Raw genomic sequence first — 24,733 nt, forward strand, 5'->3', positions numbered from 1 at the left:
AACTATTATATGCATAGGACAATTAAAAGTCAACACTATATTTAATAAAAATTATTTTATTAATACAGTTTGGTCTACAAGTTCATGTTTCATCGAATAAAAACTCACTGTATACGCTTCATCCGCATCGATCACAGCATATGTAGCCTGTCTCCCGCCGCGCGGCTGTGTCGTGCTGCCGGGATTGACAAACAGTGTCCCGTCAATCAGTTCGGCTCCGTACAAGTGGGAATGGCCAAATAATACGATGGACGCCCGCTGTTCAGCCGCAGCGTAAGTAAGCGTCAGCATAGAGCGTTTGACGTCGTGTTCATGGCCATGTACGGCCAGCACTGTATCATCGCCTACTTTTTGTACAACAGACGCAGGAAGATTATTGTCGCGATCACAATTGCCCCGAACTATATGAACACCTTTACACAGCGGATCATTAGCCGCTAACTCACTGTCTCCGCAATGAAATATCGCATCCGCCGGCAAAGAGGTGATTTCTTCCACGGTTGATGTGTCACCGTGCGAATCGCTCAATACGATGATTTTCATTGGCCGTCACCAAGCCGTGCCAGAAATTCGGGGAGCTGTTTTTTTAGCTGTTCTAACGCTGCTCCCCGGTGGGAAATGTCACTTTTTTCTTCTGCCGATAGCTCCGCCATGGTCTTTCCTTTTTCCGGCACATAAAAAATAGGATCATAGCCAAATCCGTTACCGCCTTTACGTTCATTGGCTATTACACCTTCACAGCTGCCAGAATACGTTGTCGTTTCGATGCCGGGACCCGCAATGGCAAGAACACATCTGAAACGGGCCTGACGTGCTGTTGGAGGCACCTGTTTCAAGTTTGCAAGCAATTTATCGATATTTGCCTCATCGTCTGTTGGCTCCCCTGCATAACGTGCAGAATAAACGCCCGGCTCACCGCCAAGTACGTCAACTTCCAATCCGCTGTCATCCGCAATTACAACTTTCCCAAGCAAGCTGGCTGCCGTTTCTGCTTTCAGCACAGCATTTTCTTGAAACGTCGTGCCTGTTTCTTCTACATCGATAGGTTCTTCTATATCCTGCAGTGTCAGAACCTTAATGCCCAGAGGACGAAAGAGCACTTCAAAATCTTTCGCCTTGCCTTTATTATTTGTTGCTATCAAAATTTCTTTCATTATGCTTCACCTGCCTGTTGCCCAATCTTATCTGCCAGTTCTCCCAGCACTTCTTTTTGAATTTCGATCAATTGCCCGATGCCTGATTCCGCCAGCGTCAGTAAATCATTCATTTCCGCCCGTGAGAATGTCGCTTCTTCCCCTGTGCCCTGTAATTCCACGAATTGGCCCTGTCCTGTCATGACTACGTTCATATCGACATCTGCAGATGAGTCTTCTACATAATCGAGATCCGTGATCAGTTGCCCGTCTGCCAGTTTGCCAACACTCGTGGCAGCGAGGAAATCCCGTACCGGAAATGTCGGTAGGTTCTTTTCGATCTGCAATTTATTCACAGCGATCACTAAAGCAACAAACGCACCGGTAATCGAAGATGTGCGCGTGCCGCCATCTGCCTGAATGACATCGCAGTCGATCCAGATGGTGCGCTCGCCAATCGCATCGAGATCGACGACTGCGCGCAAGGCACGTCCAATCAGACGCTGAATCTCCATTGTGCGGCCGCCCACTTTCCCGCGGGAAGATTCACGAATCGTACGCTGCCCGGTAGCCCGCGGCAGCATAGAATACTCCGCTGAGATCCACCCTTTTCCACTGTTTCTCATAAACGGCGGCACACGCTCTTCGATTGTTGCCGTACAAATTACTTTTGTATTTCCAACTGAAATAAGTACAGAGCCTTCGGGGTGAATCAAATAGTCTTTCTCGATTGTCACTGTACGTATATCTTCTGTTGTTCTTCCATCATGTCGCATGCAATATCCTCCGTTATCGTTCAATTATATGTGCAGTTTGTCCAATTTTTCATGGCCGCATTCAACTTATCTTACCATACCCACGATAAAAAACCCGAAAACTGCGTACTGTTTTCGGGTCTTCTTTTGCATATTAAAACGTCAGCATTCGTACGTCGGGCTGCGGAAGAGTCAGCCAATCTTCCACAATTGACTGGAACTTTTCAATCGAGCCTGTTGTATAGAATAGCGGTTCTGCCGGTGCCGCAGACAAGATTTGCTGTTCATTGAGAATCCGTTCCACATCAATCACTGTCTCCACAGCTGAAGAAATAATATTCTTCGAATTAGAGAAGTGGGCTTCGATATGTTCTTGCAGCAGCGGATAATGTGTACAGCCCAGTATGACAGAGTCAAACGAATGACTGTGCAAAGGCTGCAATGTCCGGTCCACAATCTCCCGTGCCTGTTTTGTGCGATAGTCACCATTTTCAACAATCGGCACAAACTCCGGACATGCAAGCGAATATACTGTCGCCTCAGGCTTCAGCTGATAGATCGCCTGGTCATATGCCTTACTGTTAACTGTGCCCATTGTTCCAAGGACTGCGATTTCACCGGTCTGTGATGCATTCACAGCGGCTCTGGCGCCGGGCTGTATTACTCCTATCACAGGAAAATCAAATTGTTTTCGTACTTCGTCTAATGCGATGGCGGTTGCCGTATTGCAGGCAATCACGAGCATTTTTATGCCCATTTGCGCTAAGCTGTTTACCATATCGAGTGTAAACGCCAGCACTTCCTCCGCAGGTCTTGGGCCATACGGACAGCGCGCGTCATCACCGATATAAATAATGGGTTCGTTCGGCAGGTACTTGCGCAATTCTCTGACGACCGTCAGCCCGCCGACCCCTGAATCAATTACTCCAATAGGTGCATTCACTATAATCCCTCAATCTCTTATCATCTCTTCGTGCAATTTGGACAGCAGACCTGACAGCTGCTGAATTTCTTGTTCGTCATAATTGATGAGTACATCCTGCAAGTATCCCTGTCTTTTCTGGATAACTTCCTCGATAATCCGTACTCCTTCAGGTAATAAGTGAATACGGACGACACGGCGATCTTTTTCATCCCGCACCCGTTTCACTAATTGACTGTTTTCCATACGATCCACCAAGTCCGTCGTCGTGCTGAAAGCTAAGAACATTTTGGCGGACAAATCTCCGATTGTCATATCGCCGTGTTCCAGCAGCCATTGAAGTGCACTGAATTGAGGCGGTGTGATCGTATAGTTTTTCAGTATTTTACGTCCTTGTGCTTTAATAATGGACGCAATATACCTCAAGTCTTTTTCCAATGCTGCGATATCGGTTGATACGTTTTTTGGTTCATTCAACAATAAATCAGCTCCCTGAAATGTTTCCTGTCTTTTCATTGTACCGTTTTCATTGATGAACGCAATAGTTTTTCAACCGATCTTTTACTGGAGAAGGAGTTATGGACACCTATTGAACAAATATCAGTCTAACGTCGCTTTACAAAGCAGTACTTTTAGTTCAGCTGTAATTCGCCTAAACGTAATAATTCGACAATAGCCTGTGCTCTGCCTGAAACACCGAGTTTTTGTATCGTATTCGAAATATGATTTCGTACGGTCTTTTCGCTGATAGTCAACTGTCCCGCAATTTCTTTAGTTGTGAAATCTTCTACCAGCAAGGTAAATATTTGTCGTTCTCGGTTCGTTAATAAAGAACGGTTTTGCATTTCATCCAAGATGCGCCCCTCCTCTTTACGCTTTCATCTTAGGATATGTAAGCGTAAGGGCGGCTGTGTAGGCTTTTACGAGTTTTCCAGGAACACTTGCTTTTCCTCTTCCGTCCATGCGACAGGCTTTCCGGTATCTCTTCCGATTTGGACAATTGTTCCTCTTCCTGTAAAGACGATCTCATTGCGTTCGTTTTTAGCCATATAGTGCAAATCGACTGAACTCTTTCCCATAGAGTCAGCTTTTACGTAAATGCGCAGCTTTTCATCAAAGAATACCTGCTTCACAAAATCACATTGTAAATCGGCCACAATCGGTATGGTAGTGCCTTTTGGATCAATCCATTTTTCCATACGGTTCAGCGATTTCAAATACTCGATTCGCGCATATTCAAAATACGCAAATACCTTTGTATTGTTTAGATGACCGTACATATCGGTCTCTGAAAATCGGACGGAAACATCAGCATGGAACGTAAAACTTTCTTCCCATTTCTCTGCATCTTGAATATAAGTTGCTCTCATTATAATTCCCCCTTTAAAAATGAATGAACATTCATTCTTTCATTATAGCAAATTATGAATGAACGTCAAACAACTGGAGGAAGTGTTCTATGTATATTTTCAGATGCTAAAGGTCAGATGACAGACAGGAATTCGTTCAGTACAAAGGCAGTGAAGCTGCGGAAGGCGGATCCTCTTTCCCAGACTGGCCTTACACTGCTCTCAATTTCAGAAATAAAAAAACTGCCGCGGGAAGTCGTATCGTTACGACTCCCGGGACAGCTCTATTTTGTATAGATATTAATCTACCTGGTGGTCACTTCCGAAGAAGTTCTTGAACATTTGAATCGTTGTTGCTCTGCCGACTGCACCTAAAGAAGTCGTCAATGGAATACCTTTAGGACAAGCAACTACACAGTTTTGTGCGTTACCGCACTCTGTGATGCCGCCATCTCCCATTACAGTTGCCAGACGCTCGTCTTTATTCATTGAACCGGTTGGGTGTGCGTTGAATAAACGTACTTGTGACATCAATGCAGGTCCCATGAAGTTCGTCTTGTCGTTAACGTTCGGACAAGCTTCCAGACATACACCGCAAGTCATACATTTAGACAATTCATATGCCCACTGACGCTTACGCTCAGGCATACGCGGACCTTCACCAAGATCATACGTGCCATCGATCGGAACCCATGCTTTGATGCGTTTCAATGAATCAAACATGAACTCACGGTCAACCACTAAGTCACGGACGACCGGGAATGTGCGCATAGGCTGCAATTTAATAGGCTGTGTCAACTGATCAACCAGCGCAGTACATGACTGGCGCGGGCGGCCGTTAATAACCATTGAACATGCACCGCATACTTCTTCCAAACAGTTCATATCCCAGTTTACAGGTGTAGTTTTTTCACCTTTAGCATTTACAGGGTTACGTCTGATTTCCATTAAAGCCGAAATAACGTTCATATTCGGACGGTAAGGAATTTCAAATCTTTCCGTGTATGGCTTTGAAGTGGCAGTGTCCTGACGCTCGATATCAAACACGACAGTTTTTTGTGCAGTTGCTGTTTGTTGTTCGCTCACCTTTATCAATCTCCTTTCTTCGCTGAATAATCTCGTATACGTGGAGGAATTAGAGATGTATCTACTTCTTCATAAGAAATGATCGGTGCAGATACTCCATCAAATTCCGCAATTGTTGTTTTCAAGAAGTTCTCATCATCACGGTTCGGGAATTCCGGCTTATAGTGCGCGCCGCGGCTCTCGTCCCGATATAATGCGCCCAATGTAATTACACGCGCTAAATACAGCATGTTTTTCAGCTGACGTGTAAATGTGGCTCCTTGGTTAGACCATTGTTGCGTATCTGTAATGTTGATGTTTTCATAGCGTTCAAGCAACTCGACAATTTTATCGTCTGTCTCTTTCAACTTATCGTTGAAACGTACAACCGTTACGTTGTCAGTCATCCATTCGCCAAGCTCTCTGTGAAGAACGTACGCATTTTCTGTACCATTCATTTTGAGCGTGTCTTCCCATTTCTGCTGCTCTTCTTTTACTGCATCTTCATAGATATCTGCAGGTAGTTCGTCAGCAGTCCGCTTCAGATGCTTCATGTAATCGATAGCGTTTGGTCCTGCGACCATTCCGCCGTAGATAGCAGAAAGTAAAGAGTTAGCGCCCAGACGGTTTGCACCGTGCTGTGAATAATCACACTCACCCGCAGCGAATAGGCCTGGGATGCTTGTTTGCTGGTGATCATCAACCCACAGACCGCCCATTGAATAGTGAACAGCCGGGAAGATTTTCATCGGCAATTTACGAGGATCGTCTCCTGTGAACTTCTCATAAATCTCGATGATTCCGCCAAGTTTAATGTCGAGTTCTTTAGGATCTTTGTGTGACAGATCCAAGTACACCATGTTTTCACCGTTGATGCCAAGTTTTTGGTTTACACACACGTCAAAGATTTCACGTGTTGCGATATCACGGGGAACGAGGTTACCGTAATCCGGATATTTTTCTTCCAGGAAGTACCATGGCTTTCCGTCTTTATATGTCCAAACCCGTCCGCCTTCACCACGTGCTGATTCACTCATCAGACGAAGCTTATCGTCCCCTGGAATCGCTGTCGGGTGAATTTGGATGAATTCTCCGTTTGCATATTTCGCACCCTGCTGATAAACGATGGAAGCTGCAGAACCTGTGTTAATAACAGAGTTTGTAGATTTACCAAAGATAATACCAGGGCCGCCTGTTGCCATGATGACTGCATCGGCTTTGAATGCTTGAATTTCCATTGTCTTCATGTTTTGCGCTTTAATGCCGCGGCACGTTCCTTCTTCATCTTTAATGATTCCTAGGAATTCCCAGTGCTCATACTTTTTTACCAATCCTGTTACTTCGTGTGAACGAACTTGCTCGTCCAGAGCATACAGTAACTGCTGTCCAGTAGTTGCACCCGCATACGCTGTACGGTGGTGAAGTGTACCACCGAAACGACGGAAATCCAATAGTCCTTCTGGAGTACGGTTGAACATAACACCCATACGGTCCAATAAGTGAATAATTCCAGGAGCTGCTGCCGTCATTGCCTGTACTGGTTTTTGATTCGCTAGGAAGTCTCCACCGTAAACTGTATCGTCAAAGTGAATATCGACGGAGTCGCCTTCACCTTTCGTGTTTACAGCACCGTTAATGCCGCCTTGGGCACATACGGAGTGGGAACGTTTTACAGGTACTAGCGAGAACAAGTCAACCGGTACGCCAGCTTCTGCTGATTTGATGGTAGCCATAAGTCCAGCTAGTCCTCCACCGACGACAATCAATCTGCCTTTTGCCATTATTGTTTCACTCCTCAATTATACGTAATTTCATTAGTTAGTCAGTTAAGTAATTATACAAATGCTAGAAGTGCTTGAACTCCGATTACAGATAGAACTAAGAATACAATCATTGTAATGTAAGATACAATCTTCTGAGATTCTGGTGATTGTGAAATACCCCAAGTAACACAGAATGACCAAAGTCCATTAGCTAAGTGGAAAGTAGCAGACAGTACTCCTGCGATATAGAAAACAAGCATAAATGGATTCGATAATATATCGGCCATCATGTTGAAGTCTACTTCAGCACCTAGCGCTTTTTGGATACGAGTCTCATACACGTGCCATGCAATGAAGATGACTAGGAATACGCCCGTGAAACGCTGGAGCGTGAACATCCAGTTGCGGAAAGTACCGTAATTGCTCACGTTGTATTTTGCTGAGAAAGCTATGTACACTCCGTAAAAAGCGTGGAACATAAGTGGAATGTAGATAATAAACCATTCCAAGAATAGCACAAACGGCAAGTTCCCCATAAAATTAGATGCTGTGTTGAATGCTTCCTCACCGCGCGTTGCAAAATGGTTAATAACCAAGTGTTGGGCAACAAAGAGTCCAACGGGAATTACACCAAGCAACGAATGTAGACGGCGCAAGAAAAAATCTGTTTCTTTCGACAAGTCTTTTACCCTCCCTTATTTCTGAGATTATACTGTAATGACGCGTTTCTCTATTTGGTTCGCTTTCACCAGTATCTCTCTTCGTGGTACAATATGATAACATGTACATTGTACTCCTCTGTTTAGGACAGGTCAAGATGCTGTCTACTTTTTATACTATATTATGATTTTTCAAAATTCATCGCCTGACCCCTTGTTTTTTCAGCAGCAGACGACAGCAGCCGACAAGCATAAACGCTTTTGCGCCGGCTGTTTCCTAAAGTTTTGATTCCTCTCTTCAATCCGGTCGGATGCACGGAAAGTCAGCGGATTTAATTTATTTAAAAATTTCAATTATTCTCAAAGTGTAAGGTGGAAAATATAGTTTTAACCTGGCTGGCCAGTAATCACTCGTTTGATAAAGCCCCTCGACTCTATTCCGTCAGGGGCTTTTTTTCTGATTCGGGCTGCTGAAAGTGAGCAAGCAGGTCATCAGCTACCTTTTTAGGCATACCTGCTTCTTTCAGTTGTTCAGATGTTGCTTCACGGATGGCTTTGACGGTTTTGAAGTGCTTGAGAAGCTGCTGTTTTCGTTTCGGTCCTATGCCTTCAATCCCGTCCAGTGAAGAGGTCAGAGAAGATGCCCCTCTTCGCTGTCTGTGGAATGTGATCGCGAATCGGTGAACTTCATCCTGAACACGCTGCAATAAGTAAAAGGCTTCGCTTGTTTTCTTTAATGGTACGATTTCAGGCGGGTGTCCATACAGTAACTGCGCAGTGTTATGCTTATCGTCTTTTGCCAGTCCGGCAATCGGAATTGACAGGCCGAGTTCATCTTCAAGCACTTCACGCGCAATTTCCATCTGTCCTTTACCGCCGTCAATTACAATTAAATCCGGCAGCGGCAGGCGGTCTTTCAATACCCGCGTATAACGCCGTCTGATCACTTCGCGCATGGCCCCGTAGTCATCATGCGCCGCTGCTGTCTTTGTTTTGTATTTCCGGTAATCTTTGCGATTCGGTCTGCCGTCTATAAAGGAAATCATAGCGGAGACAGGTTCTACACCATGAGTGTGGGAGTTATCAAATGCCTCAATACGAAGCGGTGTGCTGATATTCATCGCTTCCCCAAGTTCTTCACAAGCCCCGATCGTCCGTTCTTCCTGCCGCTCAATAATTTGAAACTTGGCGTTCAGTGCGATGGATGCATTTTTATCAGCCAATTTTACAAGTTCTTTCTTCTTGCCCCGCTGCGGGATAAAAACATTTGTATCGAGCAATTGTTCCGCAAGAGCAAGGTCTACCGTTTCAGGAAGATGCACTTCCTTTGGCAGTAAATGCTGCGCTTCCCCGTAGAAACGGCCGAGAAATGTCAGTAATTCTTCCTCAGGATCTTGATAAGCAGGGAAAATCGATACATCCCGTTCTATCAATTTACCTTGGCGCACAAAAAACACTTGCACACACATCCAGCCTTTGTCCACTGCGTAACCGAATATATCGCGGTCTGTGAAGTCATTAGCTGTCATGTTCTGTTTTTCCATGACGGTTTCAATATTCGTAATTTGATCACGATATTCTTTTGCACGCTCAAATTCCAGTTCTTCAGCGGCTTCATTCATCTTTTGCTGCAGTTCTTTTTTTACTTCTTTATAACCGCCGTTCAGAAAGCGTGTAATGTCCGCGATCATTTCCGTATAAGCTTCAGCAGGCACCTCTTTTATACAGGGTGCCAGACATTGGCCTATATGGTAATACAAACACGCGCGCGCCGGGATGCTTTGACATTTTCGGTACGGATACAGCCGGTCCAGCAGTTTTTTTGTTTCATGGGCTGCCGTGGCATTCGGATACGGACCGAAGTATTTGCCCGACTTCTTATTAACTTTCCGCGTGATGATCAGTTTTGGATGCCGTTCATTGGTGATCTTCAGATACGGATACGTTTTATCATCTTTAAGCATAATATTATACTTCGGATCGTATTTCTTGATCATGTTCAATTCGAGAATCAATGCCTCGATTTCCGAATTGGTGACTATATATTCAAAATCCTCTATTTCCCCGACGAGCCGCTGCGTCTTGCCGTCATGGGAGCCGGTGAAATAGCTGCGCACACGGTTCTTCAGTACTTTCGCCTTCCCGACATAAATGACCGTTCCTTGGCGATCCTTCATTAAGTAGCAGCCGGGCAGTTCCGGAAGGATTGACAGTTTATGTTCAATGATTTCATTCATTATTTTCACCTACTAAAAGACCGGGCGGCTGAAGCAGCTCCCGGTCTCTTGTATTTACACGTATTGTTTACGCGTGTTTTTCAACTAATTGAGCAAGTGCTTCTTTCGGCTGGAAGCCCACTACTTTTTCAGCCACTTCTCCGTCTTTAAATAGAAGAAGTGTCGGAATGGACATGATACCGAACTGGCTTGCAGTTGCCTGGTTATCATCGACGTTCACTTTAACGATGTTCGCTTTTCCTTCGATTTCACCTGAAAGTTCTTCAAGTACAGGAGCGATCATTTTACAAGGACCGCACCAAGGTGCCCAGAAGTCCACAAGTACTACGCCTTCTTTAATATTTTCAGCAAAGTTAGAATCGGTTGCATTAATAATTGCCATTACTATTTCCTCCTTTAGTCTACAACTATGTTTGTATTATATCATGGAGGTATGCGAGGGGCTAAAAAAATGCTTGTACCGGTAAATTAGCTCGCTTTGATTTTTTTAATCTCTTCAATCATGATTGGGATGATCTCAAAAATGTCGCCTACGATGCCGTAATCTGCAATTTTAAAGATGTTTGCTTCAGGATCTTTGTTAATTGCGACGATGACTTTGGAGTTGGACATACCTGCCACGTGCTGAATCGCGCCGGAAATCCCTGCTGCGATATACAAGTCTGGTGTGACCACTTTTCCTGTCTGCCCAATTTGCAGTGAATAGTCACAGTAATCTGCGTCACATGCCCCGCGCGAGGCGCCGACCGCTCCGCCAAGAAGATTAGCCAATTCTTTTAATGGCTCGAATCCTTCAGCACCTTTCACTCCGCGTCCGCCGGCTACGATAACTTTCGCTTCAGACAGATCCACACCTTCAGTTGATTTGCGCACGACGTCTTTAATTACGGAACGCAGATTTTTGATTTCCACGTCTTTCGAAGCCACGTCACCCGTGCGGCTTGCATCATGTGCTAAAGGCTCAATATTGTTCGGACGGATCGTAATGAATAATAGTCCTTCTTTCACTTCTACTTTTTCAAATGCTTTACCTGAGTAAATCGGACGAATGAATTCTGCTGCATCGCCTTCTCCCTCAATTTTTGTTACATCTGAAATTAATCCCGTTCCAAGCTTGCTTGCAACTTTAGGTGACAGGTCTTTCCCCATTGCAGTATGGCCGAACACAACGCCGTCCGGAGATTCATCTTCGTAGACAGCCATGAATGCCTGTCCGAAGCCGTCCGGTGTATAGTGCTTCAAGTGAGGATGCTCGACTGTTACTACACGGTCCGCTCCGTAATGAACCATTTCTTCACCCAGCGACTGGACTTGGTCCCCGATGAGAACAGCGACCACTTCCCCGCCGTCTGAAATTTTCTTTGCCGCTGCAATCGTTTCAAATGATACGTTACGCAGTTCTCCATCACGTGCTTCACCTAAAACTAACATTTTCTTTGACATAATGTAGTCCCTCCTAATTACGGTTCTATAAGAATTAAATTACTTTCGCTTCGGAATGCAATAATTTTACAAGTTCAGCGGCCTGCTCTGCCGGCTCCCCTTCGAGGACGCGTCCCGCTTCTTTAGCAGGCGGCAGGAAAACTTCCACTGTCTTTGTTTTTGCTTCCACATCATCTTCATCCAGATCCAGATCATCAAACTCTAAGTCTTCCAGCGGCTTCTTCTTCGCTTTCATAATACCCGGCAATGAAGGATAACGCGGCTCGTTTAAGCCCTGCTGTGCAGTGACAAGAAGCGGCAAAGATGTTTCGATTGTCTCTGCATCTCCTTCTACATCACGTACAATTGTTGCGTTCGTTCCGTCTACAGTTAACTCAGTAATAGTCGTTACATAGTTGATCCCTAACAGTTCTGCCACACGCGGCCCGACTTGTCCTGAACCGCCGTCAATTGCCACGTTACCCGCAAGAATCAGATCTGCGTCTTTATCCTTCAGATAGTCTGCAATGACTTTTGCTGCAGTATATTCATCGATCTCGTCAATATCATCTTCAATATTGATCAGTACAGCTTTATCTGCGCCCATCGCCAATGCTGTGCGCAGCTGTTTCTCGGTTTCTTCATCTCCGATAGACAATACCGTAACTTCTCCGCCGTGTTCGTCGCGCAGTTTAATCGCTTCTTCCACTGCATACTCATCGTATGGGTTGATGATGAATTCAGCACCGTCTTCTGCAATGGCACCGTTTGAGATCGAAATTTTTTCTTCCGTATCAAATGTTCTTTTTACTAATGCATAAATGTTCATTATTAGAACCTCCTATTCGATAATTACTTTCCGGTAAATGTAGGCTGACGCTTTTCAATAAATGCCTGAATTCCTTCTTTTGCATCTTCAGACACGAACACTTCGCCGAACGATTTTGCTTCCGCTTCTACACCATCATAAAATGACTGGTCTTTAGAATAAGAAAGCATGTTTAGTGCATGTTTTACCGCTATCGGACTCTTAGCAGAAATCTTTTTTGCGAGTTTCAATGTTTCCGACAATAGTTCTTCATCAGAGTATGCATGGTTTGCGAGTCCCCATTGCACAGCTTCTTCTCCCGAGACCGGATCACTCGTCAGCATAATTTCTGCAGCTTTTGCCGGGCCGACCAGACGCGGCAAGCGCTGTGTTCCTGCAAAGCCCGGAATGAGTCCAAGCTGCAGCTCCGGCAAACCAAGTTTCGCAGTTTTTGTTACGAGGCGGATATGGCAGGCCATCGCAAGCTCCAGGCCTCCGCCAAGTGCTGCACCGTGAATGGAAGCGATTACAGGTTTCTCAAAGTTTTCTAATCGTTCAAAAACTTCCTGGCCTTTGGCTGAAAGCTTCGTGAACGCATCCCCCGTATCAACGGTTGTAAATTCTTTAATGTCTGCACCAGCCGAGAAAAATCGTCCTTCGCCGTACAGGACGACTACGCGGACTTCATCATCGTTCTCCACGCTCGTTAACAGCTGATTGACTTCTTCAATCAATTTCGAGGATAGGGCATTTGCTGGCGGATGGTCAATTTTCGCTAATGCGACATGACCGTCCTTCTCCAAGTTAATTAATGTCATTTTCCATCTCTCCTTTACTGCAACAATTACTGCTGTTTGTAGCCATGAAGCAGCATATTGCTGACCTTAGGCGCTAAATTGATTAAATTAAATTTCTGTTCGTTCATCACCCAAGAAGTAATCGTCTCATCCATCGTGCCGAATAACATCTGCCTCGCGAGTCTGAGGTCAAGTTCAGAAGACAGTTCTCCTTTCTCTACTCCTTCTTCAAGCAAAGTATCCAGCAAAACCATATATTCTTTTAACACATTATTAATTTGGAAACGCAGATCTTTGTTTGACTGTCTGAGCTCCAATTGTGTGACGATTGCCAGATGCGGATCTTCTTGTAAGACTCTGAAATGATTTTCTACAACCAGCTGTAATTTATCTGAGATGGGAAGATCCTTCTCTAGTATCTCTTTTATATTCTCTACGAATATCGCCATTTTTTCTCTGAATACGGAGATTAGGATGTCTTCTTTATTTTTAAAATATAAATAAATCGTGCCATCCGCAACTCCTGCCTCCTTAGCGATTTTAGAGACTTGCGCCTGGTGGTAACCATTTTCTGCAATAACAATGACTGCAGCGTCTACAATTTGTTTATATTTAGGTTTTGTACGCTTCATTATGTTTCACCACCAAAAAAGAAAATATGAATGACGATTCATTCATATTTTCATATTAATAAACTTTTCAGTTGGAGTCAAGTATTTTGTTATGAACTTTTTAACGTGTCCGTTTCTTCAGTCAATTTCTTTCGTTCTTCTTCCACAAGCGTCCTGCGCAGAATTTTACCTACTGCTGTTTTTGGAAGGTCATCACGGAAATCGTACTGTCTTGGAACTTTAAATGCAGCAAGGTGTTTTCTGCAATATTTATCTAATTCTTTTTCTGTAACGGAATATCCTTCTTTTAATACAATATATGCTTTCACTGTTTCTCCGCGGTACGGATCCGGTACACCTGCGACGATGCATTCTTGAATAGCCGGATGTTCATACAGCACTTCTTCAATTTCACGCGGATACACATTGAAACCGCTGGCAATTATCATATCCTTTTTACGGTCTACAATATAGAAGTACCCGTCTTCATCCATATACCCCAGATCTCCCGTTAAAAACCATCCGTCACGGAATGTTTCCTGCGTGTCATCTGGTCTGTTCCAATAACCCGTCATTACTTGAGGTCCTTTTACCGCAATTTCGCCAATTTCTCCCGCCGGCAATGGTTCACTTGATCCGGGGCCCAGTATGCAGCCGTCTGTATCAGGCCAAGGCACGCCGACAGAACCGCGCTTTTCAATCCCATCCCATACAAAGTTCGCCATCGCAACCGGTGACGTTTCAGTCAGTCCGTATCCTTCCACCAGTTTACCGCCAGTTACCTCTTCAAACTTCTCTTTTACTTCAATCGGCAAAGCAGCAGATCCGCTGATACAAGCTTTAATAGAAGAAAGATCATACTTTCCCAAATCAGGGTGATTTAATAATCCGATATAAATAGTCGGTGCGCCGGGAAATAATGTCGGCTTTTGTTTATCGATATCTTTTAAAGCTGTCTTGAAATCAAATTTCGGAATCAATACCATTTTGTGGCCTTTCATGACTGCAAATATCAGTACTGTTGTCATGCCGTACACATGGAAGAAAGGCAGAATCCCCATAATCGTTTCTTCACCATCAGTCGTTTTGTACAGCCACGCGCTGCACATTTCCGTATTGCTGATTAAATTCGAATGGGTCAGCTCCACACCTTTCGGCGGACCAGTCGTTCCTCCCGTATATTGCAGTAATGCGATATCGCCGTCTTCATACGCTACGTGTACCGGATCAGGTTTCGCAGATTTCATTATTTCAGTATATAAATGATGAATGCCGCGATGCTCGACTTTTACGGTCAGCTTATGCTCTTTCTTCTGCAGGAATGGGTACAAAAGATTTTTTGGAAACGGCAGGTAATCTTTGATGCCAGTAATTATGATGTGCTCCAGAGCAGTTCCTTTCATCGCTTTCGTTACACGCGGAAACAGAATATCAAGCGAAATAATTACTTTTGCACCTGAGTCGGAAAGCTGATAGTTCAGTTCGCGTTCAGTATAAAGCGGGTTTGTCTGTACGACAATCCCCCCAGCATAGAGAATGCCGTAATAAGCAATAGCGCCTTGCGGACAGTTCGGCAGCATAATTGCTACGCGGTCGCCCTTTACTACGCCGAGTTTTTGCAAGTAAGCCGCAAACTTCAGTGCAGATTCATGAAATTCCTTAAATGTGATATCCTTCCCAAGAAAGTGAATAGCGGTTTTATCAGGATATTTTTTGCTGGATCTCGTTAAATAATCCTGCAGCGGAATTTTCTCATAGACCAAAGTAGTCGGTATTTCTTTTGGGTAAGCAGCAAGCCAAGGTTTTTGCGTCATCTTCACAACTCCTTTACATTAATGTAATAGTTTGAACATTCCTTGTTCATTAGTATATCGATAAACTATTTAGTTTACAAGATAAATATGAAAGCGCTTTATCTCTTTATATAAACACCTCTCATTCTATGAGAGAGCTAGCATCGTTATACCTGTGACATAAGAAAGTTCTATCTATGCCAATGCTGATGCGTTGTCAGTTACAAGTAAGCGGTCTTTTATGGAAACAAAATAGAAAATACACCCGGACGCAGGTCAGGGTGTATTGGTGACGAGCCAGTATACTCCGATGAGGACAAAGAGTACACAGACTACAATAAGTATTTTGATCAGTCTTTCCATAAATTACGATCTCCTATGCAATACTGGCGCCTATGACGAACGACAGACCGACCGAAATGCAAAGCGATATAAAGCCGACGGAACGGTTATCCGCCTGAATTTCTTCATCCACTTTAAATTTCGGTGTCAGGAACTCGAACAGTAAATAAGCGAATATGAGCAATGTAAATCCATACAGGCCCCAACCCATCATTTGCGGCAGGCTGTTATGCTGCTCGATGGAATAGCGGAAAATGTTGGCGACGCCAAAGATTTTTCCGCCCGTCGCCATCGCTACCGACAAATTCCCTTTACGGATCTCTTCCCAGTTTCTATATTTTGTTACGATTTCAAATAACACCATGGATACGATCAAACATAGTGTGACGACACTGAAGTAGCCAGCGCTCTCAACTAATGGATGACTCCAAAACCCCGTATGATTCATAATGCGGCACCTTCTTTATGTTCTATTGCCTGTCATACGGTTCAGGCAGACAAAAGGTTTCATTTATTTTAATTCGACGACTGTAACACCGCTGCCGCCTTCTCCGGCTTCACCAAACCGGTAAGATTTCACGCGCGAATGTTTCTTTAAGTACTGTTGCACACCTTGGCGCAGGGCACCTGTGCCTTTGCCGTGAATTATATTCACCTGATGATAATTGGACAGCAATGCATCATCTATATACTTCTCCGTTCGCGCAATCGCATCTTCATAACGTTCGCCGCGCAAGTCGAGTTCCATTTTCACATGCTCCGAACGGCCCCTTACTGCGGCTGCAGTGACTGGTTTCTTTTCTTTCTCAGGCTTCGTATATTGAAGACCTGATTCCGGTAATTTCATTTTCAATATACCGATTTGCACAACCCACTCTTTGTCGGAGACTTTTTCGATTAGAGTCCCTTTTTGTCCATAGGCCAGCACTTTCACTTCATCGCCTTGCTTCAGCGGACGCGGACCTGCCTGTGCCTTGACAGCTTTCTTTTTCTTCTCTTCTGGCGCGGCGCCTTCCAGCCGTTTCCGCGCTTCGATCAATTCATGCTCTTTGACGTTGGCTCCTGCATTCATGCGCAGAGCGCGTAAATCTGAAATCACAGCTTCGGATTCGATTTTGGCCTGCTCGACGATTTTTTTTGCTCTTTCTTTCGCGGCTTCCGTCAAGCGGTCTTTCTGCTCTTCAAATTCCTGAAGTTTTTCATTCAATTCCTGCTTTAACTTTTCCGTTTCTAATAGTACATTATGCGTACGTTCAGCATCCTTTTCAGATTGTACACGGCTCGTTTCAAGAGACGCAATCATGCTGTCCACTTCCCCGCGGTTTTCGCCGGTAAAACTCTTTGCGCGGTCAATTATATGATGATGAAGGCCCAGCCGCTTCGAGATTTCAAAGGCATTACTCCGCCCCGGCACTCCAATCAGCAAGCGGTACGTCGGACTCAATGTGTCGATGTCGAATTCTACGCTGGCATTTGCCACACCAGGCCTGTTAAAGCCGTACGCTTTCAATTCCGGATAGTGAGTGGTTGCCATGACACGCGCCCCGCTGCCGTGTACTTCATCAAGAATGGAAATAGCGAGTGCCGCTCCTTCCTGCGGGTCGGTTCCAGAGCCCAATTCATCAAATAAAAGAAGAGAACGGTCATCGAACTTCTTCAAAATATTGACGATGTTGACCATATGGGATGAAAATGTACTCAGGCTTTGCTCAATCGACTGCTCGTCTCCGATATCTGCATAGATGGAATCAAAGACAGCGATTTCAGAGCCGTCGAGTACAGGGATCGGCAATCCTGCCTGTGCCATCAATGTACAGAGCCCCACCGTTTTCAGGGTGACTGTTTTACCGCCCGTGTTCGGACCGGTGATGACGATTGTGGTAATGTCTTCTCCAAATTCAATCGTGTTGGCCACCGCTTCTTCAATTGGAAGCAGCGGATGACGCGCTTTTGTCAGGCGCATGTAGCCATCTGCATTAACAGCCGGTTTGGTGCATTTATTGGCTGTCCCATATTTTGCTTTTGCCAATATGACGTCTATTTCCGCCAGCAGCTGCACCAGCGTGAACAGATCGTGAGCGATTTCCTGCACACTGGCGGACAATGCGAGCAGAATCTTTTCAATTTCTTCCTGTTCTTTCACTTTCAATTCGCGAATTTCATTATTTGCCTGGACGACTGCGTCTGGCTCAATAAATAATGTCTGTCCTGAAGATGACATGTCGTGGATGACACCGCCATAATGTGAACGGTATTCTGCTTTTACAGGAATAACATACCGGTCGTTACGCATCGTGACGATTGCATCTGACAGCATTTTGGAGGCATTCTTTCCTCTCGTATAACTCTCCAGCCGTTCGCGCACCCGGCTTTCCTGAATCCGCAAACTTTGGCGGATAGAACGTAAAGCGGAAGAAGCACTGTCCACTACCCGTCCATTATCATCGATTGCCGCATTGATTTCATGCTCAATCGCCGTTAAAATCGGCATAGCATCTTTGCGGGCCAGTAAATGAGGGATGGAGATTTCGCCTTCTTCTTTAACCCCCTCAAGGAACTGCCGCAGAATTCTGCTTGCGCGAATTGTATCGGCAATTTCCACAAGTTCCATAGCACTCAGCATACCGCCGATCTGTGCCCGTTTCGCGTGGGGACGGATGTCGTGGATTCCGCCCATCGGCACATTACCGCGTATTCGTAATAAAGCCAGTCCTTCATCTGTTTCTTCAAGTAAACGGCTGACATCTTCAAGACTTTTCGAAGGCACCAGCTGCTCTACATGTGTACGGCCAGCTTTGGACGTACACTGTGCAGAGACCTGTTGAATGATTTTATCAAATTCAAGTGTTTTTAAGACACGCTTTTCCAATGTCTCACACTTCCTTTCATCTGCGGATCACTTTCTCAATGAATGTTTCTAGCGGCCACGTGTTAATGACCTGTTCAGCAGGAAGCCACGCTTTTTGGGCATATTCCACGCCAATCGGCATAATATCGAGCTGTTCTGTTGCGTGTGCATCTGTGTTGATTGCGATCAGAACTCCTGCATTTTTAGCCTGAATTAAATGTTCCGTACGCAAATCCAAACGGTAAGGGCTTGCGTTAACTTCCAGTATTTTGCCGTACTCACCCGCCCACGTGATCAGCTGATCGATATCCGGATTATACCCTTCGCGCTGACCGATAATTCGTCCAGTCGGGTGCGCGATCATATGCACGTACGGATTTTTGCACGCGGCATACAGACGCTCCATGATTTGCTCCTGCGGCTGATTAAAACTGGAATGGATGGATGCTATGACAAAGTCCAGCTGTTTTAAAATCTCATCATCAAAATCCAGCCGGCCATCAGGGAGAATATCCATCTCGGTGCCGCAGAACACTTCAATGTCGTCGTATTTTTCATTGACCGCGCGAATTTCTTCTATCTGTTTCAGCAAACGCTCGGGAGTCAGGCCGTTTGCGACTTTTAAATAGTGCGAGTGGTCGGTGATGACCATATGGGAATATCCTTTAGCGCGGCAGGCTTCCACCATCTCCTCCACGGAGTAACCTCCATCTGACCATGTCGTATGCATATGAAGATCAGAACGGATCTGTTCAGGGGTAACGAGCTGAGCGATTTCGTCTGCACGATCAAGTTCTGTTCCATCTTTACGAATGCTCGGCGGAATAAACGGCAGATCAAAATGTGCGAAAAATTCTTTTTCACTCGAAAACGTCTGTACTTGTCCGGATTTATCTTCTACACCGTATTCACTGATTTTCTGCTTGCGGCTTTTTGCCAGCTGGCGCATCCGGACATTATGAGCAGCTGAACCTGTGAAGTGATGCAGGGCAGTGGCAAATTGATCTTCTGTTACAAAACGGAAGTCTGCATCAATCGGATGTTCTGTATCCAGTGAAATCGACAGTTTAGCATCTCCTGCAGCAATAATTTTTTCAATCGGCAGCGCTGCTAATATTTTTTCTTTGACGGCTTTTGGCTGTTCTGTTACAACAATCCAATCTACATCAGAACTCTCTTCTTCCCGTCTGCGAAAACTCCCCGCCACCTGATACTTCTGGATTTCATCAATCAGCTGCAGCTCAGCCTCAACGGCGTCCGCAATTTTTGCCACTTGCCAGATCGGCGTCTTACCGGAACGCTGTGCAAGTATTTCAATTTCCCGCAATAGATTTTCTTCTGTCTTTTTCCCGAAGCCCGGCACTTTGCTTACTTCCTGTTTTTCACAGGCCGCCTGCAGCGATTCCACCGAATCAATATTCAGTGCTTCTCGCAATTTAGCTATTTTCTTGCCGCCTAGCCCTGGAATATTCAACAGCGGAATTAAACCTTTCGGAACTTTGTCTTCCAGCTCTTTCAGCACTTCGGATGTCCCGTTTTCCATCAAGTCTGTAATGACGGCGCCGGTTCCTTTGCCGATTCCTTTTAGCGTTAGAATATCATCCATCTCAGACAAACTTCTTGGATCCAGCTCCAAAACAGATGCAGCTTTGCGGAACGCCGCCACTTTAAAATGATTTTCTCCAAGTAATTCCATATATAATGCAATCTTTTCAAACGTGCGGATTATCGTCTTTTTATTCAAGTCAGTGTCCTCCTCACTCTGATAAAAAAGCTTCCACGCAATCGGGAAGCTTTTCGTTCATATGTACATTACATGATTTTCGGGCACTAGCCCATATAAACGAACCACCAATTTTTTATTGCCGAGGAAATAATCGGTGTATGTTCGAACATCGCTTTGGCCAGCAATGAATGCCCCAAAGAATTTTGAATTACTTCTACCGGAAGCATCGCGAGTACAGATAATAGGAAAAAGATAATAATATAGAACTCTACAAATCCTAATCCAGCCCCTACTAAGCGTGCCGCGAATCCAAATACCGGAATATGCTTTAAGAAGTCCAGCATTGAGCCAATTAACTGTAATACCAGCTTCACGCCAACGAATAGTAAAATAAATGCTATCAGATGGTAAAACGTCATGTCCAAATCCAAGTGCTCAAATTTCCAGCTCAAACTGTCTGCTGCTGTGGCACCCGGATATGGAATCCATAAAATTAGTTTTTCCGCCATCGGCTTATAGTATTTATACGCCACGATCAACGCCAGAATCAATCCAAACATGTGGATCAGCTGTACGATTAATCCGCGTCTAAATCCTGCAATCAGACCGCTTACTAACAGTAAAATGATGAGTAAATCTATCATGTTTTGCCCCTCAACCCTTCAAATTTCTCACTTCTTCTTCCAATTCTTTAACCTTTTCCTGCAATTTCAAATAATCATGCACGCTATTTACTGCCGTCAGCACCGCAATTCTCTTGCTGTCCAGGTGACGATTATGTTTACTGATTTCCCGCATTCTTTCGTCAACGAGCGAGGCCACATAACGCACATGTGAAGAAGGTTCCGTACCAACAACCGTATATGTTTGTCCGTAAATATCAACTGTCACTCTGGCTTTTTGTTTGTCCGCCATTGTTCCGCCCTCCCCCTAAAACCCTTATATAATCATACCATGAAAAACAATTGATTGTGAATCAATTATGCCTCATATCTACAATGGGTTTGATATTTCACCAATATTATTCAACAGATTTTTTATTTCAGGTATACTAATGAATAAAGTATTCCAGGAAGTGAGTGAGGAAATGAGCAATCAGGTAATTGTTCTGTCAGAAAAAGAAATGCCGGAAGTCGTCCGCTTCTATGAAAGAAATAAAGTGACGCGAAATGCACCGGGCGTTGTATTTGCAGCAAAAATCTCAGATACGTCCATCACGGCATACCGTTCAGGTAAAGTGCTGTTTCAAGGTGCAGGCGCAGACAGGGAAGCGGCTCGCTGGGGCACGGTTTCAGCATCGGCGAAAGTGAAATCTGCGGAAGCAAAAGGGGATGTCCTGCCTGCAAACTTCGCATCATTATCCGTTCTTGGTTCGGATGAAACAGGAACCGGAGATTTCTTCGGCCCCGTCACGGTTGCCGCCTGTTTTGTCAGCAGCGCGCAGATTGAACTGGTTAAAGAATTGGGTGTGAAAGACTCTAAGCAGCTGACCGATCAGTATATGCGGCAAATAGCGGAAGATTTGAAGCAAGTTGTAAAACATTCTGTGCTGACGCTGGATAATGCAAAATATAATGACATCCAAAGTCAGGGCTGGTCGCAAGGTAAGATTAAAGCTGTACTTCACAATCAGGCCATTCAGGATGTACTCGGACAGATGCAACCTGAACTGCCGGACCACATTCTCATCGACCAATTCGCGGAACGCCGGGTCTATTATAATCACTTAAAAAATGAGTCACAGATTATCCACGATAAAGTTCTGTTTTCTACAAAAGCTGAAAATCTCCACGTATCGGTAGCGACGGCTTCCATCCTGGCGCGGGTAGCGTTCCTCGATGCAATGGACCAGTTAAGTGCTAAAGCAGGTGTGACACTCCCTAAAGGCGCCGGTCCCAAAGTTGATCAGACGGCATGCCAGATTATCCGTAAAAAAGGAGAACCGTTCTTGCATTCCATTACAAAAGTTCATTTTGCCAATACGCAAAAAGCGCTGAAACTGGCATATAAAAAATAATATTCATCGAAAAAAGCGCAAAAGCAGCCTGCAAATTCAGTGAAAACTAAATTTGCAGGCTGCTTGTTTACTTATGACCGCAATTGAGCGTTAGCTTGTACAGTCAGCGCATCCAGCACTTTATTGTGAGCATTGACAACTTCTTCATCCGTCAGCGTACGTTCCGGATCGAAGTAGGTTAACGAGAATGCAAGAGATTTCGTTCCTTCCTCCACATTCTTTCCTTCATACAAGTCAAACAGCTGAACTTGTTTCAATAGTTTTCCGCCCGCTCGTCGAATAATTTTCTCAAGATTTGCGGACGTTGTATCACGGTCGACAACTAACGCAATATCACGTGAAATAGACGGATAGCGTGGCACCGCTTCATATAAAAGTTCTTCTGTGGCGGTTTCCATAATCACCCGCAAATTCAATTCCATTACGTACGTTTCCTGCAAGTCCCGCTGGTTCTGTACAGTCGGGTGAACCTGACCAATGATTCCGACAGCGGTATCATCAAGCCAGACTGTTGCAGTACGGCCCGGATGCATTTGCTCCATCGCAGCTTTTGTAAATTGAATACGTTCAAGCAGTCCTAACTGTTTAAACAGTCCTTCGACGATTCCTTTCATCACGAAGAAATCAACTTTTTTCGTTTCACCTTGCCAAGCATGCTGAACCCATTTCCCTGTCAGCACTGCAGCCACATGCTCCACTTCTTTTGGCAGACCGTCTTCCTCAATCCCTAAGAATACAGATCCCGTTTCGTACAGCGCAACCGATTCATTACGGCGCGCCACGTTATACGTCGCTGCATCCAAAAGATGAGGAATCAGACTTTGACGAAGAACACTGCGCTCTTCGCTCATCGGCATAAGCAATTTTGTAACCGGCGCTGTCTCGAGCGCGAAAGCTTGTGCATCTTTCGGTGAAGAAAGTGAGTAAGTCAATGCCTGAGAAAGACCCGCTGCTTCAAGGTATCTGCGGACTATGCGGCGCTTAGACTGGTAAGGTGTCAAGCCGCCCGGTCTGCTTTCTGCTACCGGCAATGTTTTCGGGATTTCATCATATCCATACAGGCGTGCAATTTCTTCAATCATATCTTCTTTAATTTTCAGATCCTGACGTCTGGTCGGAATATCCATTACGAGCTGACCGTTGATTGCTTCAGTGGGAATTTGCAGACGTTCCATAATCGATTTCATTTCATCCATCGGAATTTTCATGCCAAGACGATTATTTACGTAATCCGGTGACAGGATAATTTTTTCTGATGACTTATCCAGCTCGTCAAATACAACTGAACCGGCAAGCACTTCCCCGCCTGCGAGCTCTGCCATTAATTGTGCAGCACGCTCCGCTGCCGCTTCCACTCGATTAGGATCCACACCTTTTTCAAAGCGTGTACTCGCATCGCTTCGCAAGCCCACTTCTTTGGATGTCTGGCGAACAGAACCAGGCGCAAAGTATGCCGATTCGATGACGACTGTTGTTGTGCCTTCGTACACTTCTGAATTCGCTCCGCCCATAACACCCGCAAGTGCTACCGGCTCTTTGCCATTTGTAATGACCAGCTGACGTTCATTCAAAGTGCGCTCAGTCTGATCAAGCGTGATCATTTTTTCATCTTTTTTTGCATGACGGACAACAATTTCTTTTGTTTCCAAGCGGTCATAGTCAAAAGCATGAAGCGGCTGGCCATATTCCATCAATACAAAGTTCGTAATGTCAACAATGTTGTTATGCGGACGAATGCCTGCTGACATCAGGGTGTTTTGCAGCCACTGCGGGGATTCCGCGACTTTGACATTCTTCACTACTTTCGCTGCATACATCGGATTATCTTCAGGCGCCTCTACAGAAAGCTTCAGCCAATCCTGCGCTTTTTCTGCAGATGCTTCGTAAGAAATCTCAGGCAGCTTGATGTCTTTTGACAAAATAGCCCCTACCTCGTACGCAACACCGAGCATACTTAATGCATCAGAACGGTTTGGCGTTAAATCAAATTCCAGGATGCGGTCATACAGTCCGAGGTGAGTCAATGCGCTGTCTCCCGCACGCACATCATTCGGCAGCACATAAATGCCTTCCGCATACGCTTTCGGAACGAGTTTCCCTTCTATGCCAAGTTCCTGCAATGAACAGATCATCCCGTTTGATTCTTCGCCGCGCAATTTTGCTTTTTTGATTTTCATTCCGCCCGGCAGCACTGCTCCAGGGCGTGCTACAATTACTTTTTGGCCTTCCGCAATATTCGGCGCTCCACAGATGATCTGTGTAATTTCGCCGCCTACATCCACCTGACAAATGTGAAGTTTATCCGCTTCCGGATGTTTCACACAATCCGTTACGTGTCCGATGACAATATTGTCCATCTCAAATGAGCGGTCAATAATACCGTCTACTTCGATGCCGGCACGCGTAATCTTTTCCGCCAAATCCTCTACGGAAAGTTCATTCCAATCTACATAGCTGCTTAACCAATTTGTTGATACTAACATCAG

The 24,733-nt window shown here is 45.0% G+C and carries 24 protein-coding genes; 1 reads left to right on the plus strand and 23 read right to left on the minus strand.

What is annotated here, in order from left to right; all coding sequences use genetic code 11:
* Window positions 1–51 precede the first annotated feature (51 nt).
* From SporoP33_RS01860 to zapA, 22 genes are all read right to left on the minus strand, one after another.
* Window positions 52–543: a metallophosphoesterase gene (locus SporoP33_RS01860; protein ID WP_081242164.1), complete on the minus strand. Its 492-nt coding sequence runs from the start codon at window positions 541–543 to the stop codon at window positions 52–54.
* Window positions 540–1,154: an XTP/dITP diphosphatase gene (locus SporoP33_RS01865; RefSeq protein WP_081242165.1), complete on the minus strand. Its 615-nt coding sequence runs from the start codon at window positions 1,152–1,154 to the stop codon at window positions 540–542. The genes SporoP33_RS01860 and SporoP33_RS01865 overlap by 4 nt, the downstream gene beginning before the upstream one ends.
* Window positions 1,154–1,909, minus strand: coding sequence for a ribonuclease PH (gene rph, locus SporoP33_RS01870; protein ID WP_081242166.1), 756 nt, complete (start codon window positions 1,907–1,909; stop codon window positions 1,154–1,156). Before rph ends, SporoP33_RS01865 begins: the two co-directional genes overlap by 1 nt.
* Before the next feature lie 133 nt (window positions 1,910–2,042).
* Window positions 2,043–2,831 (minus strand): glutamate racemase, encoded by a 789-nt coding sequence (racE, locus tag SporoP33_RS01875; RefSeq protein ID WP_081242167.1) that lies wholly within the window; start codon window positions 2,829–2,831, stop codon window positions 2,043–2,045.
* Between the two features lie 9 nt (window positions 2,832–2,840).
* Window positions 2,841–3,326 carry a MarR family winged helix-turn-helix transcriptional regulator gene (locus tag SporoP33_RS01880; RefSeq protein ID WP_081242168.1) on the minus strand — a complete coding sequence of 162 codons (486 nt, stop codon included), beginning with the start codon at window positions 3,324–3,326 and terminating at the stop codon, window positions 2,841–2,843.
* A gap of 116 nt (window positions 3,327–3,442) precedes the next feature.
* Window positions 3,443–3,655: a helix-turn-helix domain-containing protein gene (locus SporoP33_RS01885; RefSeq protein WP_081244721.1), complete on the minus strand. Its 213-nt coding sequence runs from the start codon at window positions 3,653–3,655 to the stop codon at window positions 3,443–3,445.
* A 75-nt stretch (window positions 3,656–3,730) separates the two neighbouring features.
* The gene (locus SporoP33_RS01890) at window positions 3,731–4,180 is read right to left on the minus strand and encodes an acyl-CoA thioesterase (protein ID WP_081242169.1); all 450 of its coding nucleotides are present in this window, start codon (window positions 4,178–4,180) and stop codon (window positions 3,731–3,733) included.
* Window positions 4,181–4,459: 279 nt separating this feature from the next.
* Window positions 4,460–5,245 (minus strand): succinate dehydrogenase iron-sulfur subunit, encoded by a 786-nt coding sequence (sdhB, locus tag SporoP33_RS01895; RefSeq protein ID WP_081242170.1) that lies wholly within the window; start codon window positions 5,243–5,245, stop codon window positions 4,460–4,462.
* 5 nt (window positions 5,246–5,250) lie between these two features.
* Window positions 5,251–7,005, minus strand: coding sequence for a succinate dehydrogenase flavoprotein subunit (gene sdhA, locus SporoP33_RS01900; protein WP_081242171.1), 1,755 nt, complete (start codon window positions 7,003–7,005; stop codon window positions 5,251–5,253).
* Between the two features lie 53 nt (window positions 7,006–7,058).
* On the minus strand, window positions 7,059–7,667 hold the full coding sequence (locus SporoP33_RS01905; RefSeq protein ID WP_081242172.1) for a succinate dehydrogenase cytochrome b558 subunit: 609 nt from the start codon (window positions 7,665–7,667) through the stop codon (window positions 7,059–7,061).
* 413 nt (window positions 7,668–8,080) lie between these two features.
* Window positions 8,081–9,883 carry an excinuclease ABC subunit UvrC gene (gene uvrC / locus SporoP33_RS01910; protein ID WP_081242173.1) on the minus strand — a complete coding sequence of 601 codons (1,803 nt, stop codon included), beginning with the start codon at window positions 9,881–9,883 and terminating at the stop codon, window positions 8,081–8,083.
* A 67-nt stretch (window positions 9,884–9,950) separates the two neighbouring features.
* Window positions 9,951–10,265 carry a thioredoxin gene (gene trxA, locus SporoP33_RS01915; RefSeq protein ID WP_081242174.1) on the minus strand — a complete coding sequence of 105 codons (315 nt, stop codon included), beginning with the start codon at window positions 10,263–10,265 and terminating at the stop codon, window positions 9,951–9,953.
* Window positions 10,266–10,351: 86 nt separating this feature from the next.
* Entirely contained in the window at window positions 10,352–11,326 is a 975-nt protein-coding gene (locus SporoP33_RS01920; RefSeq protein WP_081242175.1) for an electron transfer flavoprotein subunit alpha/FixB family protein, read from the minus strand.
* Between the two features lie 34 nt (window positions 11,327–11,360).
* Complete coding sequence (locus SporoP33_RS01925; protein ID WP_081242176.1) at window positions 11,361–12,134, minus strand: electron transfer flavoprotein subunit beta/FixA family protein; 774 nt, start codon at window positions 12,132–12,134, stop codon at window positions 11,361–11,363.
* Between the two features lie 23 nt (window positions 12,135–12,157).
* Window positions 12,158–12,931, minus strand: coding sequence for an enoyl-CoA hydratase (locus SporoP33_RS01930; RefSeq protein ID WP_081242177.1), 774 nt, complete (start codon window positions 12,929–12,931; stop codon window positions 12,158–12,160).
* Window positions 12,932–12,957: 26 nt separating this feature from the next.
* Complete coding sequence (locus SporoP33_RS01935) at window positions 12,958–13,542, minus strand: fatty acid metabolism transcriptional regulator FadR (RefSeq protein ID WP_081242178.1); 585 nt, start codon at window positions 13,540–13,542, stop codon at window positions 12,958–12,960.
* A gap of 89 nt (window positions 13,543–13,631) precedes the next feature.
* Entirely contained in the window at window positions 13,632–15,335 is a 1,704-nt protein-coding gene (locus SporoP33_RS01940) for a long-chain-fatty-acid--CoA ligase (RefSeq protein ID WP_081242179.1), read from the minus strand.
* Between the two features lie 355 nt (window positions 15,336–15,690).
* Window positions 15,691–16,104, minus strand: coding sequence for a DUF350 domain-containing protein (locus tag SporoP33_RS01945; protein ID WP_081242180.1), 414 nt, complete (start codon window positions 16,102–16,104; stop codon window positions 15,691–15,693).
* 63 nt (window positions 16,105–16,167) lie between these two features.
* Entirely contained in the window at window positions 16,168–18,525 is a 2,358-nt protein-coding gene (locus SporoP33_RS01950; protein ID WP_081242181.1) for an endonuclease MutS2, read from the minus strand.
* A gap of 16 nt (window positions 18,526–18,541) precedes the next feature.
* The gene (gene polX, locus SporoP33_RS01955) at window positions 18,542–20,248 is read right to left on the minus strand and encodes a DNA polymerase/3'-5' exonuclease PolX (protein ID WP_081242182.1); all 1,707 of its coding nucleotides are present in this window, start codon (window positions 20,246–20,248) and stop codon (window positions 18,542–18,544) included.
* An 86-nt stretch (window positions 20,249–20,334) separates the two neighbouring features.
* On the minus strand, window positions 20,335–20,874 hold the full coding sequence (locus tag SporoP33_RS01960) for a CvpA family protein (protein ID WP_081242183.1): 540 nt from the start codon (window positions 20,872–20,874) through the stop codon (window positions 20,335–20,337).
* A 10-nt stretch (window positions 20,875–20,884) separates the two neighbouring features.
* On the minus strand, window positions 20,885–21,145 hold the full coding sequence (zapA, locus tag SporoP33_RS01965) for a cell division protein ZapA (RefSeq protein ID WP_081242184.1): 261 nt from the start codon (window positions 21,143–21,145) through the stop codon (window positions 20,885–20,887).
* Between the two features lie 172 nt (window positions 21,146–21,317).
* Between zapA and rnhC the strand changes: the two genes are divergently transcribed.
* Window positions 21,318–22,247, plus strand: a complete 930-nt coding sequence (rnhC, locus tag SporoP33_RS01970; protein WP_081242185.1) for a ribonuclease HIII — start codon at window positions 21,318–21,320, stop codon at window positions 22,245–22,247.
* A gap of 71 nt (window positions 22,248–22,318) precedes the next feature.
* Here the strand turns inward: rnhC and pheT are convergent, their stop codons facing one another.
* Window positions 22,319–24,730 (minus strand): phenylalanine--tRNA ligase subunit beta, encoded by a 2,412-nt coding sequence (gene pheT / locus SporoP33_RS01975; protein WP_081242186.1) that lies wholly within the window; start codon window positions 24,728–24,730, stop codon window positions 22,319–22,321.
* Window positions 24,731–24,733 lie beyond the last annotated feature (3 nt).

This window comes from Sporosarcina sp. P33, from assembly GCF_002077155.1.
GTDB lineage: Bacteria > Bacillota > Bacilli > Bacillales_A > Planococcaceae > Sporosarcina.

Bases quoted from the DNA above. Each gene is read 5' to 3' on its own strand.
- SporoP33_RS01860 (WP_081242164.1), bottom strand. From the start codon at position 543: ATGAAAATCATCGTATTGAGCGATTCGCACGGTGACACATCAACCGTG.
- SporoP33_RS01865 (WP_081242165.1), bottom strand. From the start codon at position 1,154: ATGAAAGAAATTTTGATAGCAACAAATAATAAAGGCAAGGCGAAAGAT.
- rph (WP_081242166.1), bottom strand. From the start codon at position 1,909: ATGCGACATGATGGAAGAACAACAGAAGATATACGTACAGTGACAATC.
- SporoP33_RS01880 (WP_081242168.1), bottom strand. From the start codon at position 3,326: ATGAAAAGACAGGAAACATTTCAGGGAGCTGATTTATTGTTGAATGAA.
- SporoP33_RS01885 (WP_081244721.1), bottom strand. From the start codon at position 3,655: ATGCAAAACCGTTCTTTATTAACGAACCGAGAACGACAAATATTTACC.
- SporoP33_RS01890 (WP_081242169.1), bottom strand. From the start codon at position 4,180: ATGAGAGCAACTTATATTCAAGATGCAGAGAAATGGGAAGAAAGTTTT.
- sdhA (WP_081242171.1), bottom strand. From the start codon at position 7,005: ATGGCAAAAGGCAGATTGATTGTCGTCGGTGGAGGACTAGCTGGACTT.
- uvrC (WP_081242173.1), bottom strand. From the start codon at position 9,883: ATGAATGAAATCATTGAACATAAACTGTCAATCCTTCCGGAACTGCCC.
- trxA (WP_081242174.1), bottom strand. From the start codon at position 10,265: ATGGCAATTATTAATGCAACCGATTCTAACTTTGCTGAAAATATTAAA.
- SporoP33_RS01920 (WP_081242175.1), bottom strand. From the start codon at position 11,326: ATGTCAAAGAAAATGTTAGTTTTAGGTGAAGCACGTGATGGAGAACTG.
- SporoP33_RS01925 (WP_081242176.1), bottom strand. From the start codon at position 12,134: ATGAACATTTATGCATTAGTAAAAAGAACATTTGATACGGAAGAAAAA.
- SporoP33_RS01930 (WP_081242177.1), bottom strand. From the start codon at position 12,931: ATGACATTAATTAACTTGGAGAAGGACGGTCATGTCGCATTAGCGAAA.
- SporoP33_RS01935 (WP_081242178.1), bottom strand. From the start codon at position 13,542: ATGAAGCGTACAAAACCTAAATATAAACAAATTGTAGACGCTGCAGTC.
- SporoP33_RS01940 (WP_081242179.1), bottom strand. From the start codon at position 15,335: ATGACGCAAAAACCTTGGCTTGCTGCTTACCCAAAAGAAATACCGACT.
- SporoP33_RS01945 (WP_081242180.1), bottom strand. From the start codon at position 16,104: ATGAATCATACGGGGTTTTGGAGTCATCCATTAGTTGAGAGCGCTGGC.
- SporoP33_RS01960 (WP_081242183.1), bottom strand. From the start codon at position 20,874: ATGATAGATTTACTCATCATTTTACTGTTAGTAAGCGGTCTGATTGCA.
- zapA (WP_081242184.1), bottom strand. From the start codon at position 21,145: ATGGCGGACAAACAAAAAGCCAGAGTGACAGTTGATATTTACGGACAA.
- rnhC (WP_081242185.1), top strand. From the start codon at position 21,318: ATGAGCAATCAGGTAATTGTTCTGTCAGAAAAAGAAATGCCGGAAGTC.
- pheT (WP_081242186.1), bottom strand. From the start codon at position 24,730: ATGTTAGTATCAACAAATTGGTTAAGCAGCTATGTAGATTGGAATGAA.